Origin of the sequence: Prevotella sp. oral taxon 475, assembly GCF_018127805.1 — a bacterium.
Classification (GTDB): domain Bacteria; phylum Bacteroidota; class Bacteroidia; order Bacteroidales; family Bacteroidaceae; genus Prevotella.
In genome coordinates this window covers 1,715,964-1,736,063 of record NZ_CP072334.1, presented here as the reverse complement: position 1 = coordinate 1,736,063, position 20,100 = coordinate 1,715,964, and the positions used below count along the sequence as shown (strand labels likewise).

The following is a 20,100-nucleotide window of genomic DNA, read 5'->3' as shown; positions in this document are numbered from 1 at the left end:
TTTCACTTTTCTTTATTTCTGCTCGCGTAGCATGGGCAGCGAGATATGGTACCGCATAGCCAGGAAACGTACCAAACAGATAAAGAGAAAACAACTGACGACCGTTATCCCAATCTCCACGCCAAGAGCATAAAGTGCCCAATAAAGAGCACCCCCGGCAATGCTCGCCATGGCGTAAATCTCTTTCTGAAAGATAACAGGTACGTTGTTGAGAAGCACGTCTCGCACCACACCACCTGCCGCTCCGGTGATACAACCCATAATGATGGCTACCCAAAAGGGCTGTCCCAGGGCAAGTGCCTTTTGTAGTCCGGCTATCGTAAAGAGAGCCAATCCGAGGGTATCGAAGACAAACCACGTATTGGAGAGCCGCTCTACGTATTTGGCAAAAACGATAACAGAGAGCAATGCCAGAACTGTGCACACCATATAGACCGACGAAGTCATCCAAAAAGGTGTGACACCGAGCATTACATCGCGCAAGGTTCCGCCGCCAATGGCCACGGCAATACCGCAGACAAGCCCTCCAAACCAGTCGACATGCTTAGCTGCTGCATGCCGAATACCGGATATGGCGAAAGCAAAAGTGCCTGTTATCTCGATGATTTTCTGAACTGTACTCGCCAGTTCGGGGTCGCTGTAAGTCATTCTTCGGTGTGTTGTTGCTTTTGAAGACGGGTCTTTTCGGTTTTTCTTCTTTTATTGGTTGACGACGTTCTGTGGTCTTCCTTCGGCAAAAGCCTTTGCATTGGCGATGGCTGTTTTTAGCAATCGACCGCGTGCTTCGGCAGTTGCCCAGGCAATATGGGGCGTAATGAAGGCGTTGGGCTGCTTGAGTAGTGGGTTATCGGCCTGAGGCGGCTCGCAGGTCATCACGTCTGCGCCGTAACCAGATAGCTGTCCGTCGGCAAGAGCTTGAGCAACATCGGACTCGTTGACCAGCGAACCGCGCCCGGTATTGATGAGAATGGCTCCTCGACGCATCTTGGCAATCGAGTCTTTGTTCATCATTTCGCGCGTTGTTTTGGTCAATGGGCAATGCAGAGATAAGACATCGCTGATGGAAAGCAGTCCGTCGAGCGTTGTTTTATGAACACCTGCGGGCAAATCGGCTGCGTTCTTACTGGTAAAGGCGAAAACATCCATGCCGAAACATCGTGCAATTTTCGCTACTTTGCAACCGATGTTTCCCAGTCCCACAATTCCCAGCGTCTTTCCGGCAAGCTCGTGCAGAGGCGTATCCCAATAACAGAAGTCGGAAGCTTGGCTCCATTCGCCCTGTCGATTCTTATCGGCATAGTGTTCGATGCGATTGGTGATGTTAAGGATATGAGCAAACGTCATCTGCGCTACGCTATCGGTGCTGTAAGCAGGCACATTGGAGACGACGATGCCCCTTTCGCGTGTCTCTTTCACGTCAATGATGTTGAATCCGGTGGCCAAAATGCCGATATATTTAAGTCGAGGCAGTTTGAGAAGTGTCTCTCCCTTGAGCACAACCTTGTTGGTGAGCACCATGTCGGCCTCTTTGGCCCGTTCAATCACCTCTTCTTTGCTTGTTCGGTCGTAAACTTTCACTTCGCCGAACTGTGCCAATTCCTCCCAGGAAAAGTCGCCGGGATTGGCGCAATAGCCGTCTAATACTACAATATTCATCGTTTTGAAAACTTAAAATCTATATTTATTGATACCGTTCGCCCCATAGATGCACCATGCGTTGATAGAGTTTCTCTTCAGCGGGCGAGTGTTGGGCCTGCCAAAGGCGTGTTTGCGTGAGTTCGTCGGGCAGATATTGCTGAGGGACGAAGTGCTCCGGATAGTCGTGTGCATATTTATATCCATCGGCATACCCCAGTTCGCGCATCAGTTTGGTAGGGGCATTGCGTAGATGAAGCGGAACAGACAGATTGCCAGAACTGCGCACCAGTTCCAGGGCTTGATTGATACCGTTGTAGGCCGAGTTGCTTTTTGCACTTGTTGCAAGGTAAACAGCGGCCTCGGCCAATGGAATTCGGCCCTCCGGCCACCCTATTTTCATCACGGCATCGAATGCCGCATTGGCGATGAGCAGGGCGTTGGGATTAGCCAGTCCGATGTCTTCAGCCGCACTGATCACCAACCTTCGAGCGATGAACTGCGGATCTTCGCCGCCCTCAATCATGCGAGCCATCCAATAAAGAGCCGCATCGGGGTCGCTACCTCGGATGCTTTTGATGAATGCTGACACGATGTCGTAGTGCATTTCGCCGTCTTTGTCGTAGGCCAATGGGTTTTGTTGCAACCGGTTGACCACCGTTTCGTCGTCGATGAGCACCTCTTCACCCGGCAGAGCGGCCTCGACCACCAGCTCAAGGATATTCAATAGCTTTCGCGCATCTCCTCCGCTGTAACGAATCAGAGCCGTATTCTCTTTGATGCGGATCGTTTTCTTTTTCAGTTCCACGTCTTGCTGTACGGCCCGTTGGATGAGTTCCTCCAAATCTTCTTTAGATAGGGGCTGTAAAACATAGAGCTGACAGCGCGAGAGCAATGGGCGAATCACCTCGAACGAGGGATTTTCGGTTGTGGCTCCGATGAGGGTTACAACGCCTTTTTCTACCGCTCCGAGCAGCGAATCTTGTTGAGACTTGCTGAAACGGTGTATCTCGTCGATGAAGAGAATAGGCGAATGCGAACCGAAAAACCTGCCCGACTTCGCTCTGTCTATCACCTCACGCACATCTTTTACTCCGCTTGTCACTGCACTGAGTGTGTAGAACGGTGTTTCCAACTTGTTGGCCACAATCTGTGCAAGTGTTGTTTTGCCCACACCCGGCGGTCCCCAAAGGATGAACGAGGGGATTCGGCCCGCATCGATCATGTTGCGCAGCACGGCATTCGGCCCAACGAGATGTTTCTGTCCTACATACTCGTCGAGCGTTCTCGGTCTCATTCTTTCGGCTAAGGGCTCGCTCATTATTTCTCTTCAAGTGATTTTTTCCGCATTCGCAGTCTTCAGGTATGTGCAGAGGGCGGATAGAAAGGCTCTTCGGCTTCTTTCGTCTTCTGCAAAGGTACGCAAAACCTGCTCTTTCTGCGCCCGTTTCTCGGCAGATTTTTCCCTCGTTTGGGATGGCCTTCCTATTCAGTTGGGAATCAGGGGCTTAGGAAATACGTTGTAAAAGCTTAGCTTTTGAGGTGCAAAAGCTAAGAGATGGCGATGTAAAAGCTAAGAAAACGGAGGACGAAAGCTGAGCTTTTGCAAAACGTGTTCTGCCATCTTCTCGTTCATTGAATGAAGATGTGCAGAACACGCTCGGCTATTTGAATCTGTCAGTTCTTAGAGAATCTAAGGTTTGCGCTTGAGTTGGGGTTTTACAAATACCTCACCGATGCCTCGGAAAGCTCCCATAACGGGTTTCGAATCAGAGAAGCGGTTCCAACCATAGGAGGCGAAAGTTTGTTCGGAAGCCAGTTTCTGTGCTTCTTTGAAGACGAGGTTTCCCTTATCATCGAAGGTCAACAAGACGCTTTCTTGTGTTCCGTTGATGGCCGTTTCATGTCCTTTTCTAAAATCGTCGGCCACAATCACGGTGATGAGATATTCGAAAACGCCTGGTTTTACCTCATTTTTGCCCACGATTTTGCCGTTATACATCGTAAGACCTTTGCCAGGAGTAAAGCTAACCTCCCAGGCGTATTTGTCTTCAACGATAAAGTTGGCCTTGTTCGTACCTGTTGCCACAATACGCACTTTTGTGGTTTTCTTCTCCAAATCTCTACTGGGCAGCCTCATGAGAGCTGTTTGAATATACTCTCCTTCGATGTCGGCCAAGGATGCTTGTACCACCCGAAGCGAGTCGGTAAGTCCCACTGCTTTAGCCGTTACCCAGCCCACGCGTGGCTTTCCTGTGGTGTTGGCAGCCACTTTCACGTCAATGTTTTCACCGTTTTTCTGCACGGTTATCCAACTTTCGGTAGCTCCGTAGTCGACGGTTACGTTGGAAGGAGTTGCCAAAGACTTCTCGAAAGCCTCGTCGGCAGTATAGATCTCTTCGCCAACGGGCAGCCCGAACGATACGCCTTCTTGATGAATGTTGAGCGTGATGGAGTCGCCCTGCTGATTTTTGATGACTAAAAGGGTGTTCCGGGTTTGCGGACTGGTGTTCGTCTCGGCAGTCAACGCAAGCGTTTCTCCCTTTTTCGTCACAGCGAGCCAGGCATCTTGCGCATAAGCCTGTGCCGGTTGTGCGGCCAATGTCACCTCTTGTGTTCCGCCCAGCACATGAAATGTGGTTTGTGCCTTGACCACAGAGAGGCCCGCAGCATACGCTGGCAGGTCTTTATCGCTGCTGCACGCCACCATAAGAGCAGTCAGACCCGTGGCCAGGGATATGGAAATGAATTTGTTCATAGTGGTTGTCATTTTAGTTTCTTAATGTATTCGATGTTCGGCAATGTGAAGGCGTATACGTAACCTCCCTTTGGATTGAGCAAGGGACTTAGGTCTTCGCCATAGGCAACGCCCAAGAACGAGTCTACGGTGTAGCCTGAAATCTGTCCGCTGTCTTCGGCATCGGCTCGAGACATATCCTCATTCCAGGTGAAATACATACTGCCCTTACCTTCTCCGAAGAGCTTACTGTCTTTCTGAGAGGCGGGAACCATTACGATTCCTGCGGGATACTTGTAGGTGGGGTCGATAACAGGTTGGCCGGGAAGCTCTATTCGCCCGTTGATGGGATCGTAGGTGAGTTGCAGTTCGTAGCTCACCTTGTCGTAAAGCAAATATCCTTTCAGAGTGTTCGGGGCTGTGGCTCGTTCCAAGGTGAGGGTGATGCGTTTTCTCAAACTCGTTTTGAGTTGCCATTCGCCTACCCAGAAGTCTATTTTCTTGTGATTGGAAGGTGTGTATTGCGCCACTTTGAGTTCGCCTTCGGTAAGGGCTCGCTCGGTTTCATTCCATGTAAGGTTTTGATATTGTTTGCCTCCGATGGTGATAGGTTGGCGCAACACGATGCCTGTAGCATTAGTGCAATAGGGCATGTCCCACTTGGTTTGACCCAGCGTAACGGTGATTCGGCGTGTGTCGGGGTCGATGGAGCCTTGTGCCAAGGTGTCGTTGCCTTGGATAAAGTTATAAGTGCTGACGCTCATTCCGTCTTTCACGGTGATGATACCCATCATGTACTCATCCCAATTGGTGTCTTTGGGCAGGCGTGTAAGCACCATTTCGTTCTTCCATTTGCGACCTCTGAGCACGATACTGTCTGTTGTGGCACGTAGTATGGCAAACTCGTAGTCGCCCTGAATGCCCTCTGGGTTGCCCAACCAGGGTGCTGCCAGGGGGTGTATCACCTTATTATATACGTTGAACGAGAGCATGGGGCCTTGGTCTTTCACTACTTCGTATTCGGAAGTGGCCTTTTCTTCGGGGTCTAACACGTCGCCCATGGCAGTGACATGTCCGTTTTTAAACTTCAATAGTAGGGTGTATCCTCCGTAGCTATAGTTTCTTCCTGCATAATAATGCAGCATCCAGCCACCTTCAGACGATTCTAATAGTGTGGTGTAATCTGCTACACTTTGGTCTACTCGCTCTGCGGCGGGGAGGTCAAAAGTCGTATTCTTTTCGTGCAAACACGATTGCATGAGGAGTGTCAGCACCACGGATATGAATAGGAAATATGCCTTTTTCATTTGCTTATCGTTTTACTTCTTTAATATTATTAATGTTCGTCTTCATTGTCTTGCTACTTTAAGCTATTCAAATCGAGCGTGGAAATTTTCCCACCTCTCCGTAATATGGCGTTGCGTAGCAAGTCGATGTCTGCATCCCAAGCGTTCCTCATATAATCGCGCACGATCTTTAGCTTTCTGTTGATAATGCTCGTGCCTTTTGTTCCGGCAGACTGTAAGATGGAATTCCACTCCTGTGGCGTGCTGGTCACATAAATGGAGTAAAGCTCGGCAATGTCTTCGGCAGGGTTTTCCATCGAATAAGGCGACACAAACCCTAACGCGTATGCCCGCTTTTCGGGCACAGAGGTCCAGTTGCCGCTTACGTAGTCGGAACGAGAGATGTTGTCGTACGACTCGTCGTAGGGCTTTTTCTGGTTCAAGATGTGCATAAACTCGTGGTGCATGGTGTGGAAATAAAAGCCAGTCATGCTGCGATAGTCTTTCAGCAGGTCGTCGGTAAGGGCGTTTACCTTGCTTAACGTCACCTTATAGCCACCCTCGGCACTGCCCACCACTTCGGTTCGGTAGCGCGTATAACCAGGAATGCCCACGGCTACGATGATGCGCGGCGCATTCTCTTTTATAAAGTCGAGGCCGATAGTTTCCGTATATGGGTCGAACCACATGAACTTTGTGATGATGGCCAGCTTGGCCGTCTTGGCCGAATCGGCAGGAACGAAATGATAGGCTTTATCTGTTTCCTCTGTCTTAAGCCGATATTGGAAATCCACATTGTAAGGCATGGTGTAGTTTTTATACAGCCACTGGTCGAAGGGATTCCGCTTTTGTGCTTTAGTAGAGAAGATAGAGTCGCCGCTCAGTTTGTCATCGCTGCACGAAAACAAGGTTGTGGCACAGCATGCGAAGGCGATTGCAGCCAAATATAAATACTTCTTCATGAGCGTATAGTTTTACTTGTTACGGGGATTGGCCGTTATTCCGGCAGAAATAACGTCTTGTGGCAACTGGATGGCTAAGCGTGGATCGCCCACTTTCATCGAGTCGGTAAGGGCGGTAACGGTCGAACGTATATCCACTTGCCTGCGATACAGAGTGATGCCATAGCGTTTCACATCTTGTAATCTGAATCCTTCATGTATGGTGAGGATGCGACGCAACTGCAAGATACATTGGAGAAGTGGCTCTTGCGTGGTTTTCTCGATGGTGAAAAGCGGATGCAGAGCTTTCCTGGGCGTAGGTTTGGTGGGCGTGTAATAAGCCAGGGAGTTGTAGAAATCCTTGATCTGGTCAAGCGTAAGCCGGACCTTCTTTTTCGAAAAAACAGCCAATTCGGTGTTGATATCGTTCAATGCTTCGGCATATTTTCCGGAAAGGGCATACGCTTCGGCACGTTCGAGCAGGGTAGCATCGGTGTTAAACACGGCAAACTCGGTGTAGGGGATGCCGATACCTGCCGCAACGTCTGTCACACGAGGCACGTAGGGAATCTTGCGCAAGGCATATTTCGACACGCCATTGTTGTAAGTAACGGTGTAAAGTAGTTCCGTTCCGCTATTACCCCATGGCCCAGGAGCCTGCAACGTTTCGGTTTTACTTGTCATTTCACCGTGCGCATACTTGCTTCCAGCCAATACGGGGATACTTATTACACCCCATTCGGAGGGTACGGGCAACAATAAGATGTTGGCATTGTTGGATGCTTGTACGAAAGCATTAGGCTGTACGTTTCCGCTTGGCCCTAAACGATTCCATTCGGTCCAGTTTCTAAGGACGTCGGCAGGCTGATCTCCCAACACCATATTGGCGTATTGCACGGCTTTATCGTATTGTTGAGCATAGAGATAGAAGCGTGTTGCGAAGGCGTAAGCTGCTTGCTTAGTGAAGTGGAACTTAGGTCGGGCATACTTAGTGCCAACAAGCGAGATGCCTTCTTGCAGGTCTTTTTCTATCTTTTCGTAAAGTTGCGCCAGTGTTCCACGTTCCATCAGGCGTCCCACAATTCGTTCGGGCTCTGTTGGGTAAGGCATTCCCAAGTTGTTTTGAGCCGTCGTTTTGTCGTAGGCTTGGCAGAAAACTGTACTCAATTGGAACATGGCGAAGGCCCTGCAAAGCAATGCTTCGCCCAGCTGTGCATCGTAATCACGAGGATTTTTTACGCTTTTGATGTGTGCAATGGCCTCATTGGCTGTGGCCACAGCGGTGTAGTGGGCTTCCCAAAGTTGGAAAGGCGTTTCGGCGTTACGCACCTCATCGATGTCTTTCCATTGGTAAGCCTGCTCTTGAAACCTGTCGAACGTGCTCCACGTGCTGTGCAACTGCTCGTCGGTATTGTCCGAATACATCTCGGTAAGGTAGGCGGGATGTGCCGAAGGGTATGCACTAACGAGGAGTTGACTCACTTCCGAGGGATTTTTGAGATCCATACGGCTGTCGGGATACTTGTTGAGGAAATCGTTGCATGAGGCTAACGCGAACGAAACAGCAACCATCGACCCACCTATTATATATTTATTAATTTTCATCTTCGTAGGGTTTAAAGTCCGAGTTTTACAGTAAGAGTGAATTGTTTGGGCATAGGCGAAGCCACACCACCCACGTTATAGAATTCGGGATCTTGCCCATTGAGTCGCTTATCGGCATAGAGCAAAAAGAGATTAGTGGCTTGCAACTTGAGCGACACATTCTTTACCATGGCGTTTTTGAGCCATTGTGCAGGCAAATCGTAGCCCAACGACACTTCCTTCAGGCGGATAAAGTCGCCCTTAGCGATACGAACATCGGTGTAGTTGTAGGCATTATATCCTTGCCGAAGGTTGGTGTTGGCCATGTATTGAGCCTTAGAGATAATGCCAGGCACGTTGGTTTGAGTTTCTTCGCCAGACTTTGTCAATCGGTTTTTAAAGGCATTGGTCATTGAAACGAGATCGTTATAACGTGCACGGAACTTCGGATCAAGGCGCACCACATTGCCAAAGGCGTAGGTTACGAAAACATTGAGTCTGAAACCACGGTATGTAAACACGTTGCCAACAGAGCCAGTGTGCAGCGGATCGGTAGGTCCTTCGTATTTAAGGAAGTCTGTTAGGGTGCGCTCTTGGAAGTTAATGTCATCGGTTGTTACCATTCCTTTCTCGTTCAGCACCATGGGCATTCCTTCGTCGTTAAGACCTATGAAGGGAATAGAGAACAACGAGCGTGCAGGATAGCCACGTTTGGCAAATCCGCTGCCACTAACCAGACTCATCACGTTGCCTTGATTGAAAAGCTTAGTTATCTCGGTGTTGGCGTATGCATAGATAAAGCTTGTGGTCCACGAGAAATGTTTGTTCTTTAAGTTCACCGACGAGAGGCTTAGTTCAACGCCATTAGAGTTCATTTCGGCCACGTTGGCAGCGCGTATGATTTGTCCGCCCGTTCCGGCAGTAACCATTGGACCTATTTCATCGAAGTTCTTTCGAGTGTAGAAGTCGAAGGTGATACCCAAACGGTTGTTCCATAGCGAGGCGTCGAACCCTAAGTTCAATTCATTTTTCTTCTCGTAGGTGAGGTTAGCATTAGCCAATTCGTATATTTCGAGTTGTGGTTCTTGGTCTTCGGCAAAGAGGCGGAAGGGGTTAGAAGCCTTAATGATAGCCGTAGAGTTGCTGTATGAGGCATCGGGAGGCGTACCCGTAAGACTGTACGAGGCACGTAAGGTTAGGCGAGAAAGGGGTGAAAGTTTGCCAAACCAGTTTTCTTCGTGCACGTTCCAAGCACCCGACACGTTCCATGTGGGCATCCATCGGGCGTTGGTATCACGTCCCATCTGGTTCGAACCCTCGTAACGAAGGGTACCATTGAACACGTAACGACCCTTATAGCTATAAGTGGCGTTGCCGTAGAAAGCCACACTACGCGAGTTTGTTGGCGTTATCATGTAATAGGTGTTGCCTGCCTCGACGGCCCGTTTGAAGTATTCGTAAATGTAGAACGGCACTTGACCCGCATCGTAACGCAGTCCTGAGCCTTCGAAAACGGTACGCTGGCGTTCGATGCTCTTCACCTCCATACCTGCAAAAAGGTTCATAATGTGCTTTTGAGCGAAGGTATGGTTGTAGTTAGCCGTAGCGCGCAGGTCGTAATCGCTCATGCGATTGTCGCCCTTATGATACAAACCGCCGTAGGGCAACACCGAGAAGGGAAGATTGTAGGGGTTGGACGGATCCTTATAGAGATACTTATTGGCTTCGCGGATGATGCCATTGGCCATAGCCCGATAGGCCATTGCCTGGTTGGAATTGTCTTTTACATGGTGTTCTTGTGTGGAAGCCATGTACTTAAAGGCACCCAAAGCCGAGAGTTCCAATCCCTTAATGGGTTTATACTTCAGTTCTAATTGGAATTTAGCATCGAGGACATTGAGGTCGATATAATTGTTGTTCAGCTCGTTGAAGATGTTGAACGGCGCAAAATTGGAAACATAATACTCATTGGGATCCAATACGCGCGAGGTGTTGCTGGCATAAGAATAAGGATTGATATCGAAGTCGCGTTTCACCTCGCCGCTAACAACGTCTACGTCTTGTCCCAGCGTTCCGGGGGCGCGTTGCTTGCGATAGGCTGCTCCGCCGATGAGGTTGAGCGATAATTTGTCCGACAAATGTTGCGTCAGGTTCAAGCTGAGCGTGTAGCGATTCACGTTGCTTTGTTTGTACCAACCCGGATCGAGCATTGCACTGAATGAGGCATAGTAGTTCGATGTTTGTGTGCCGCCGCTCAGACTCACAGAGTGATTCTGCATGATATTAGTAGAGAAAAGCTCGTTAAACCAGTTGGTATTTCTGAATTCGGCCTGTTGCAGGTAGCGGTTCTTCGCCTCGGTGGTGTTCTCCAATGCGAAACGACCCGTAAGACGGTCATATCGATTGGTGAGTTCGTACATCTTTCCGTATACGCCATACTCGCTACCATTGAGCACTTCAGAGAGATTGAGCCAACCCTTGTCGGCCATTTCCCGGTAAATACCCATCTGTTCTTTGGAGTCGAGGATGTCGAAGTTGTTGTATGAAGGTACAAGTCTGGTGGTAAACTCGCCCGTATAGCTGATATGTGCTTGTCCTTGTTTGCCCTTTTTGGTAGTAACAACAATAACGCCAGCCATTGCACGCGCTCCATAGATAGAGGTGGCCGAGCCGTCTTTCAGTATCTGGAAGCTTTCGATGTCGTCGGCGTTCAGGCCTGCGATAGCCGATGAGATAAGCGTTTCAGGGTTTCCCGAAGCCAAATCGTCAGCTCCCACGTTGGCGGCATCCTCCATGATAACGCCATCCACCACCCACAGAGGCTTACTACTTCCGTAAATAGAGGTCGCACCACGAACGCGTATCTTCGGGGCTGTGCCAAACGTTCCGCTGACGTTCTGCACCGACACGCCCGCAGCCTGCCCTTCGAGCGACCGACTGATGTCGGCCACACCGCTCAGTCGGGCTTTCTCGGCGTCAACCTTATCGGTAGCACCCGTAAACAAACGGCGGTCTGTGCGCGTAAGACCCGTTACCACCACCTCGTTAAGCACTTGAGCGTTGGCCTTGAGCACTATGTGCATGTTGGCCGAAGCCTTTAACGTCTGTGCCACCATGCCGATGTAACTAACGGTAATTTGTGGATTGTGTGCGTCGGTGGTGAGCGAGAAATGCCCGTCCACGTCGGTTACTGCCGCCGTTTTGGTTCCTACCACCGTGATGGTAGCACCAATAATGGGTTCGTTGTCGCCTGCCGACATCACCGTACCCGAGATTTTTGTTTGCGCCACAACTGCGCTTACGCACAGAAAGAGGGTGGTCAAACACATAAGTAGCTTTTTATTCATAAACATTTCATCTATTTAGTCTGTCTTTATTTGGTTGGCTTGTGATAGCTTTTTTGTGCAATAGGGCAGGGGAAAGTAATGGTATATAGGCTGTGCTCTTCCTGGTATGTGGATGAAATATCCCTTTTTGTTACGTGGGAATACAACTTTTCAACAGGCATTAATGATTGACAACCTATTCTTTACTGAATTACTGACGGGCAAAAATAGTGATTTTTATATCTAACTCACAAATGTTTTTGTTTAAATTTCTCGTAAAATTAGTAGTATTTAATTATTAACGGCCTCTATATCGACTAAAAACGAAAATATTACGCTCGATTATTAACGATTGTTACACCTTAAGAGGCTGACAGATCTGACATGAAAGCAAAGGTAAGGGTGACTGGCCTGTTGTTCTTTTGGATGATTCTTGGATGCTGATATGAGAGGAAAAAATGTGGAGATACGACTGTTGAAAGAATTCTTAAAACAGCTGTTGCCGAACAGACAACGAGGAAAATAAAACGTGATGGAAGTCGGTGGGTTTCAGTAGATTCGACAAGCGGTTTACCATCTCTTAGCTTTTACATGCCCATCTCTTAGCTTTTAAGGTTCAAAAGCTAAGAGATAGGAGGGCGAAAGCTTAGCTTTTGCAAAAGGGATGTTGCAGGGCGAGCATGTCGTCAGAGGATGTGGGTGTTGTGTTCTTTGAAGCAAGAGCGGTTCCTCATCACGAATCCACCTTATTATATATAGCAATCCTGTAACTGTCAAGGTGCCCCTTGTCCATCTGTGCTTCTGTCAACGTCTATCAGATCAAGACGTTTTCTCAACGCTTCGGGGCGTTTGGGTTAACGGGATTATCTGTCTGCCGTGTAACAACAACGTGTTTGTCAACGCGATGAAGAGGGGAGAGAGGAGGCGGAAAGGGAGGCTCTGACATGGAGAATGCAAGTCTTTTTCTCCTCTTTTTTCAATATTTTCAGTGGGGTAGACTTGCACGGGCCAAGTTTTTTGTTTACTTTTGCAAGCGAAAAAGGGGCCCCGTAGTTCAGCTGAATAGAATGCAGGATTCCGGTTCCTGAGATCGTGGGTTTGAATCCCGCCGGGGTCACTCTTTTTTTATTGGATAATTCCGAGTTGTGAAGAAAGAACTGAGATGTTTGGGAGTTTTTGGACAGACTGAAATTATCCGTCACCCGCACCACCTTTGTTTTTTGTTTGCAATTTCGTTACTTCATTAAATCACAGCTACGCATGGAAATTGCAGAGAGGTTTATCAATTATACCCGGTTTGACACCCAGTCGGACGATGGTTCGGAAACCGTTCCGAGCACCCCGAAACAGCTTGTTTTTGCAGAGTATCTCAAGAAAGAAATGGAGAGAGAGGGGCTCAGCGATGTGGAAATGGATGGCAATGGCTATCTCTATGCTACGCTGAAGGCCAACTGTAAGAAAAGAATTCCCACGATAGGTTTTATTTCTCACTATGATACCAGTCCCGATTGTAGCGGCGAAAACGTGCGAGCCCGTATCGTGAAAGGTTACGACGGGGGTGATATCGAGCTGTCGGCCGGTATCGTTTCGTCGCCGACGAAGTTTCCTGAACTGAAGAGGCATGTGGGCGAAGACTTGATTGTGACCGATGGAACTACCCTTCTCGGGGCGGACGACAAGGCTGGTATTGCCGAGATTATGCAGGCGATGTGTTGGCTACGCGACCATAACGAGGTGAAACATGGCGACATTCGCATTGCCTTCAATCCCGATGAGGAAATTGGCAAGGGGGCGCATCTCTTCGATGTGGAACGGTTTGGTTGCGAATGGGCTTACACCATGGATGGTGGAGACTTGGGCGAACTGGAGTATGAAAACTTCAATGCTGCCTCGGCAAAGGTGGTGCTGAAGGGTGTGAGCGTGCATCCGGGCTATGCGAAGGGGAAGATGGTGAACGCCAATCGGCTTGCTTGCGAGTTTTGTGCGATGCTGCCCGCCGACGAGACGCCTGAATCTACCGAGGGCTATGAGGGATTCTATCACCTGACCGGCATCCAAGCTTGTACGGAAGGGGCTCGGCTGAGTTATATTATACGCGATCATGACCGCGAGAGATTCGAAGATCGGAAGGTGTTTTTCGAAAAATGCGTCTGTGCCTTGAATCAAAAATATGGTGAAGGAACGGCTATGGCTACCGTGAGCGATACCTATTATAACATGAAGGAGAAGATAGATCCTAACATGCACGTTATCGACATCGTGTTAAGGGCGATGATGGAGTGTGGCGTTCCGCCCAAAGTAAAACCCATTCGCGGCGGAACCGATGGTGCACAGCTCAGCTATAAGGGGTTGCCTTGTCCCAATATCTTTGCCGGAGGGGTGAATTTCCACGGTCCGTATGAGTTTGTGTCGGTGCAGGTAATGCAGAAAGCGGTAAACGTCATCACGAAAATCTGCGAGATAACGGCAGATTATTACGACTGAAAGAAAATCTTTTTCGAGAAATTATGAGGACAGAGAACGAATAGTTCGAGTCTAAAAAATACCGGATGGCAGGGAAGCAATCCGGTATTTTTGTTTGTTGGAGCAGTTTTCTCTATGGATGGCGAAAGTTTCGGGCGATGAAGAACCCGGTATTCGCCGTTCTATGCGTGCGAAAAAACTGATTTTGGGCTGTTTGAGGTTTCATTCAGGGGAGAAACATCCATCTGTTGCCTGTTTTGCCTTTCCCTCCGGGGGAAAGCTCATTTTTTTGCTCGTTCTGTGTTTCCCCCTGGAGGGAAAGCTTAAATTGTTGCCCGTTTTGCATTTCCCTCCGGGGGGAAGCTCATTTTTTTGTCCGTTCTGCGTTTCCCCCCAGGGGGAAGCTCATTTGCTTTTACGACCTCCTTATTCTTGGATGATGAGTGAGTCGATGGCGGCTCTGAGCTGTTCCATCGCCTGTTGGAGGATGCTTCGGGGCGTACCGACGTTCATCCGCATGTGCCCTTGTCCGCCTTCGCCGAACATTTCGCCGTCGTTGAGGGCGAGATGGGCTTTTTCTACGAAAAGTTTTTGTAGCAGACGGTGGGAGAGACTCAGGGCTGTGCAGTCAAGCCAGACCAAAAAACTGGCTTGCGGACGCAGAGGGCGGATTTGCGGAATGTATCTGTGGCAGAAATCTTCGACGAAGAGAACGTTCTCTTCCACATACCGCAACATCTGCCTGCGCCAGTTTTCGCCCTGTCGGAAGGCGGCTATCGTGGCAATGGGAGCAAAGAGGGTAGGTTCGTCCAGTTCGTTGGCCGAGAGCCAGCGGAAGAACTTCGCGCGGAGGGTTTCGTTGGGAACGATGGCGTAGGAACTGACGATGCCTGCGAGGTTGAACGTCTTTGTAGGGGCGCCAAAGGTGATGCTGATCTCTGCTGCACGCTTTGAGACGGTGGCAAAGGGCGTGTGACGATTGCCGAAGAGGGCCATGTCGGCGTGTATCTCGTCGCTTATGACGAGTAGATGGTGTTCGAAACAAAAGTCGGCCAATCGCCGTAGCGTTTCGGCAGACCAGGTCTGACCGGCCGGATTATGTGGGTTGCAGAGGATGAAAATCCGACATTGTTCGTCACACACTTGTTCCAGATTCTCGAAATCCATCTCGTAATATCCGTCTGCGCCGCGTTTGAGCGGATTGAACACCACCTTGCACCCATTGGCCTCGGGCGTAAGGCGGAAAGGATGATAGACGGGTGGCTGGATAATCACCTTTTCGCCGGGCTTGGTAAAAACGTTGAGAACGAAGCCGATGCCTTTCACAATGCCCGGAATGAAGCGGAGCCACTCGCGCTGCACGTCCCAGTTGTGGTGCGATTTGATCCAGTCGATCACGGCAGGCCAATAGTCTTCAGGTTCGACGGTATAGCCAAAGATGGGATGTTCCATCCGTTTTTTTAGGGCATCAACGATGAAGGGCGGCGTAGCAAAATCCATATCGGCCACCCAGAGGGGCAAGAGATCGTTGCGTCCCCACCGCGGCAGCAGAGCATTGTGTTTGAGGTCGCCGCTGCCGGTGCGGTCGATACGTGTGTTGAAATCGTAGCATTCCATTTTAGAGAAGGGCTTGTTGGATATCGTTGAAGAGGTCGTCCACGTCTTCCAATCCCACACTGAGGCGGATGGTGGTATCGAGAATGTCCATTTGGGAGCGTTCCTCGGCAGAGAAAAGGCCAAAAATGGTGCTGGCTGGGTGTATCGCCAGCGTGCGATTGTCGAAGAGATTCGTGGCGCGATGAATCAATTTCAGACGGTCGATAAAACGGAAGCAAGCCTCCTGACTGTCGAGGTCGATGGTGAGCATTGCGCCGGCTGTAGGACCGAACTGACGTTTGGAGAGTTCATGATAGGGATTGTCGGGCAGTCCGACGTAGTTGACCCGCCGGATGGATGGCAACTGTTGCAGTCTTTTAGCCAAACAGAGCGCATTGGCGGCCTGCACCTTGTATCGCGCATCGAGCACCTCCAGTCCCACCGTTTGCTGATAGGCCGCTTGCGGTGTCATGTAGGCCCCGAGATTGAAGAGCATCTCATGGCGCAGCGGATGATGCAGACGGTCGCAAGTACTGTAATCGATGACCAATCCACCGAGCGACGTTGCGCCGCCACTGATATACTTCGTGCTCGACACTACCTCGGCATCTATACCCAGGTCTCGGGCCGAGAACTCGGTGAAAGGTATCAGCGTCGTGTCGGCAATCACCGGAACGCCCTTGCGATGGGCCACTGCTGCCACGGCCGGAATGTCTGTTACTTCGAGTTGCGGATTGGTCATGATCTCCAGATATAGGCAGCAGCATTCGGTATCGATGGCCTCTTCCACGGCTTTGAGGTTGGTCAAGTCGCAGAGTCTGGCCCCCACACCGAACCGTTTCAAGGTGGAGGTGATGAGCGAATAGGTATTACCGAAGAGATGTCGCGAGGTAAGGATGTATTTGTCTTTTGCCGCCAGAGCCAGCAACACGTTACTGATGGCTGCCATCCCCGAGTTGAAGGCCACGACATCTTGGGCGCCGGTGATGGCTTTTACACGTTCTTCAAAGTTGGTTACCGTGGGATTTTCCACCCGTGAATAGTCGGGAGCATCAATTCTGCCGCAGAAAGCGTCGGCCATGAGCTGTGCATTGTCGAACTCGAATGCCACGGCATGATACACCGGCATGCTGAGAGCATCGTAGGCATCGCGCCGTTTGTAAGGCAGATGAATGGCCTGTGTGGTTTTCTTCATAAACAAATCGTTTTTTTTCGTTCCTCAAAAGTGCGTTTTGCCTTTCCGTTTCACTAAAAGTTCTGTGCCGACGATTTTCAATTCTCGCCACGACAAAATTCAAGCAAGCTTGGCTTTGCTCCTTTGGCTGAACGACAACGTTGACCATTTTTTCTTTCTGTTGCTTAATACCATTGCACCGAATTACCCGAGTTGCTGCGCTTGTCGTACTTCAGTGCGTCGGTAAGCGTTGCTGCGTTGCACCGGAAAGTGAAGTTATAGCTGGTGTAAGGAGCCAAAACCACCGAGCAACTCATGTTGAAACAGTGCAGGTCGCGTTGTAGCGAAGCGGTGGTCATAGAAATTTTATGGTTTTCGAAGTCGTAGCCCGACGAGAAACTGATATTCCATCCATCGCTGATGCGGATGTTGCCGCCGATGTTCAGCGTTTGTGTAAACTTGTAGGGATAGCGCATCGTGTTGTAGTTGAACTTGCTCAGTTCGTTGCTCTCATGCATCGTCACGCCGTAACCGAAAGTCAGCGACCAAGGCATTGAGAACTTCATATATCCATCTTCGTCGGTCTCGGCCTTTCCGGCATCTTTCTTTCCAGCTCCGCGTTGTCCGTCGATCATGGTCTTGTCTACGTTACTTTCGATGTCGGTGTCTACGCCTTCGTCGTCTTTTTGATTACGTTTCCTCTTCTCGTCGTCTTTCGAACCGCCGCCGAAGAGCTTTTTGAGCTTTTCGGGGGTGAGGGTGAACGAAAGATTTTGCGACATGCCCTGGAACCGACCGAATCTGCCGCGGCTCCATTCCGTATGCGTTCCCACATAAGGATGACCGTTGCTGTCCAAATCGTAGGCATAGGTGGCAAAGACAGCGTTGACGCTGAACGTATAATTCTTCCACCATTTCAGACGCAACCGCATGCTCAGATCGCTCCACGGGCGCGTCTCGGCGGCCATATTGTAGGACATCGACGCCCCGAGCTCGTCGATGAGGCTCAGTTTTTTGAAGCCCGTCGAGTCTTGATCCGACCGAATCTTCATTTCCAGGTTATTGCTCAAGTCGAATGTCACGCTTCCCGTCTTTCCCTTTCCCGGAACGCCGAAGAGCGCATTGGAGAACGGCGAATACTCTACCAGTGAGACATTGCCATGCGCATCAGTCTTGACATACGTTTCGTAGTAGCCGTAACGCGAGGCACTGAAGTCGGGGGCATAACTGAAGCTCACCTGCGGCGTGATGACGTGCCGGATGGCCACGATTTTATCACCGAAAATTTTTCGACTCGGGGTCCAGAAACCGTAGAGTTTCGTATTGGCCGACACGCTCATCCGCCAATCGTACACGTTGTGGAAGCCATACGTCGTGTCGGTTTGCTCCACCTGTCGTGCCACGTTCCACGAGCGCATCACTTTGTTGGAATACATCCTGTCGGTGAACGAGAGCGACGGATTCAGACTGATGAACTTCAACACCGTGAAACTTCCGCTCACTGGAATATTGTGTTGCATACCGTTGCGCCAATCCTTGATGAGGTTCGACCGAAAGAGCCGATCCTCCTTCGTCGTAATCGAGTTGCTCAGCTGTCCCGTATAGCTCAGTGCAATCTTCTCGTACCACCGTTCTTTCCCCGCAGCATGCCGACGTTTAAAGGGATAGAACCGGGCGATGGAGATGTTAAGGTCGGGCAGTGTCATGGCTACTGATGAGTCGCGCATGTTCTGCGAGAGATTGGCCGTAGAACTCAGTGTCATTCCGAGGCTCGAGAACGTAGTGTTCCAGCTTACCGACGAGGTGCGCGTACTCTGCGTCATGCTCTGCGGATTGTACAGACTATTGAGGTTGTTGCGTTCGTAGCTTGTTGAGGCGAAGTTCACGCTGGCCGAGAGATTACTGTAGGGATTGGCCTTTTTGTCTTGTCGATGACTCCATTGGAGTTTAAAGCTCGTTTGTTTCGAATAGTCAGGAAGACCCTTGTCGCCCGTTTTCGTGTTTTGATAGCTGAAGAAGAAACTGCCGTTATATCGATAACGTTTGCGATAGTTGGTGGCTGCCGACAGTCCCCACGACCCCTTCGTATAGATCTCGCCCAGCAATTTCAAGTCCCATTTATCGCCCATGGCAAAATAATAACCGCCATCACGCAGATAAAATCCTCGGTCGCTCTCGTCGCCATAGGTCGGCATGATGAGTCCGCTACTGAATTTCTTCGTAAATGGAAAGAAGCCGTAGGGGATGGCCAGAGGTAGCGGAACATCGGCCACGACGAGATAAGCCGGCCCGAAGACCACATCCTTTCCCGGTCGCACCTTAGCCCGTGAGAGTGAGATATAGAAGTCGGGACAGTCTTTATCGCACGTCGTATATCGTCCATGTTGGAGAAACACCTCGCCCTGTGCATTGCGTTTGGCCCGCGCCCCGTGCAGAAATCCCTCCTGCTGTTGGGTATAGACGTCTTTGATAAGGCCCTTTTTGGTTTTGAAATTGAAAGCCATCGTGTCGCTCTCATATTTGTCGCTGCCCATTGTGAAAACAGGCAGTCCCTTCAGTCCTCGTTTGGCCGTAGAGTCTGCTGCGCCAGTGGCATGCACCACGTTGCTATCGAGATTCATGCGGATGCGTTCGCTGGCCAGATCCATATCTTCGTATTTTACCTTGCCCGACCCATAGAGATGTGCCGTTCTCGTTGCGGCGTTGTAGACCAATGAGTCGGTGGCCGAGTAGGTTACAGGTGCGTCGATGCCGTTTTTCTTTTGTCGGTTGAGTGAGTCGAGCCGAATCGAGTCGTCCACCATTCGATTATGTCGATAGATAGCTCTTTGCAAGGAGTCCATCCGTGTAGTGTCGACGGATGGCAGCGAGTCTCGCCGCATTGCGTCTGCCACATGAGCCGCAGGTCGTTTCTCCTTTTTCCGTCGTTGGGAAAGAGGAGCGTAGGTTTCTGCCATCACGAACAGGGCGACGAGCAGCAGGAGTGTTATAACTGATTTTCTCTGCATTTTCGAGGCACAAAATTAAGGAATAAATGATAAAGCCGCCGCCCCTTTTCCCTTTTTAACATGTTGTTGGCCGTGCCCCTGAGTGAGCGGATGTTACTGGAGTGAGCCCTCTAACTTAGGGAACTTGGATAGACCACCTCCCTTGGATGTGTTTACGCACAGTGCCCCAATAGGTGGCAGATAGGATTTCGATGCACGGCAGATGACCTCCTGATGCGCGGGAGATGACCTCCTGATGCACGGGAGATGATCTCCCGATACGCAAGAGGTGACTTCCCGCACATCGGGAAGTCACCTCCGTTCTTTTTAATGGTGATGGCACGCAGCGATTCTGCAGATGGTTCCAGCAG

At 50.1% G+C, this 20,100-nt stretch carries 12 protein-coding genes and 1 tRNA gene; 2 read left to right on the top strand and 11 right to left on the bottom strand.

All coding sequences use genetic code 11. The annotated features are described in order from the left end of the window. Positions 1 to 12: 12 nt before the first annotated feature. The 8 genes from J5A66_RS06885 to J5A66_RS06850 all read right to left on the bottom strand — a co-directional run bounded on the left by J5A66_RS06885 (position 13) and on the right by J5A66_RS06850 (position 11,530). Complete coding sequence (locus J5A66_RS06885; protein WP_211789923.1) at positions 13 to 648, bottom strand: trimeric intracellular cation channel family protein; 636 nt, start codon at positions 646 to 648, stop codon at positions 13 to 15. A gap of 51 nt (positions 649 to 699) precedes the next feature. Then, entirely contained in the window at positions 700 to 1,656 is a 957-nt protein-coding gene (locus J5A66_RS06880) for a D-2-hydroxyacid dehydrogenase (protein ID WP_211789922.1), read from the bottom strand. 25 nt (positions 1,657 to 1,681) lie between these two features. After that, the gene (locus J5A66_RS06875; protein WP_211789921.1) at positions 1,682 to 2,956 is read right to left on the bottom strand and encodes a replication-associated recombination protein A; all 1,275 of its coding nucleotides are present in this window, start codon (positions 2,954 to 2,956) and stop codon (positions 1,682 to 1,684) included. Positions 2,957 to 3,328: 372 nt separating this feature from the next. Continuing rightward, on the bottom strand, positions 3,329 to 4,393 hold the full coding sequence (locus J5A66_RS06870; protein WP_211789920.1) for a BACON domain-containing protein: 1,065 nt from the start codon (positions 4,391 to 4,393) through the stop codon (positions 3,329 to 3,331). Between the two features lie 8 nt (positions 4,394 to 4,401). Then, positions 4,402 to 5,679, bottom strand: coding sequence for a DUF4302 domain-containing protein (locus tag J5A66_RS06865; RefSeq protein WP_211789919.1), 1,278 nt, complete (start codon positions 5,677 to 5,679; stop codon positions 4,402 to 4,404). Between the two features lie 53 nt (positions 5,680 to 5,732). Then, the gene (locus tag J5A66_RS06860) at positions 5,733 to 6,620 is read right to left on the bottom strand and encodes a putative zinc-binding metallopeptidase (protein WP_211789918.1); all 888 of its coding nucleotides are present in this window, start codon (positions 6,618 to 6,620) and stop codon (positions 5,733 to 5,735) included. 12 nt (positions 6,621 to 6,632) lie between these two features. Beyond that, positions 6,633 to 8,204, bottom strand: coding sequence for a RagB/SusD family nutrient uptake outer membrane protein (locus tag J5A66_RS06855; RefSeq protein WP_211789917.1), 1,572 nt, complete (start codon positions 8,202 to 8,204; stop codon positions 6,633 to 6,635). A gap of 11 nt (positions 8,205 to 8,215) precedes the next feature. Further along, a complete protein-coding gene (locus J5A66_RS06850) occupies positions 8,216 to 11,530 on the bottom strand; it encodes a SusC/RagA family TonB-linked outer membrane protein (protein WP_211789916.1) in 3,315 nt (1,104 codons plus the stop codon). Between the two features lie 1,022 nt (positions 11,531 to 12,552). Between J5A66_RS06850 and J5A66_RS06845 the strand changes: the two genes are divergently transcribed. After that, a tRNA-Arg gene (locus J5A66_RS06845) sits at positions 12,553 to 12,626 on the top strand. 143 nt (positions 12,627 to 12,769) lie between these two features. Beyond that, positions 12,770 to 13,993: a peptidase T gene (gene pepT / locus J5A66_RS06840; RefSeq protein WP_211789915.1), complete on the top strand. Its 1,224-nt coding sequence runs from the start codon at positions 12,770 to 12,772 to the stop codon at positions 13,991 to 13,993. Between the two features lie 405 nt (positions 13,994 to 14,398). Here the strand turns inward: pepT and J5A66_RS06835 are convergent, their stop codons facing one another. The 3 genes from J5A66_RS06835 to J5A66_RS06825 all read right to left on the bottom strand — a co-directional run bounded on the left by J5A66_RS06835 (position 14,399) and on the right by J5A66_RS06825 (position 19,750). Continuing rightward, complete coding sequence (locus J5A66_RS06835; protein ID WP_211789914.1) at positions 14,399 to 15,589, bottom strand: MalY/PatB family protein; 1,191 nt, start codon at positions 15,587 to 15,589, stop codon at positions 14,399 to 14,401. A gap of 1 nt (position 15,590) precedes the next feature. After that, positions 15,591 to 16,763 (bottom strand): PLP-dependent aspartate aminotransferase family protein, encoded by a 1,173-nt coding sequence (locus tag J5A66_RS06830; protein WP_211789913.1) that lies wholly within the window; start codon positions 16,761 to 16,763, stop codon positions 15,591 to 15,593. A gap of 164 nt (positions 16,764 to 16,927) precedes the next feature. Continuing rightward, positions 16,928 to 19,750: a putative LPS assembly protein LptD gene (locus tag J5A66_RS06825; protein WP_211789912.1), complete on the bottom strand. Its 2,823-nt coding sequence runs from the start codon at positions 19,748 to 19,750 to the stop codon at positions 16,928 to 16,930. Positions 19,751 to 20,100: the final 350 nt, after the last annotated feature.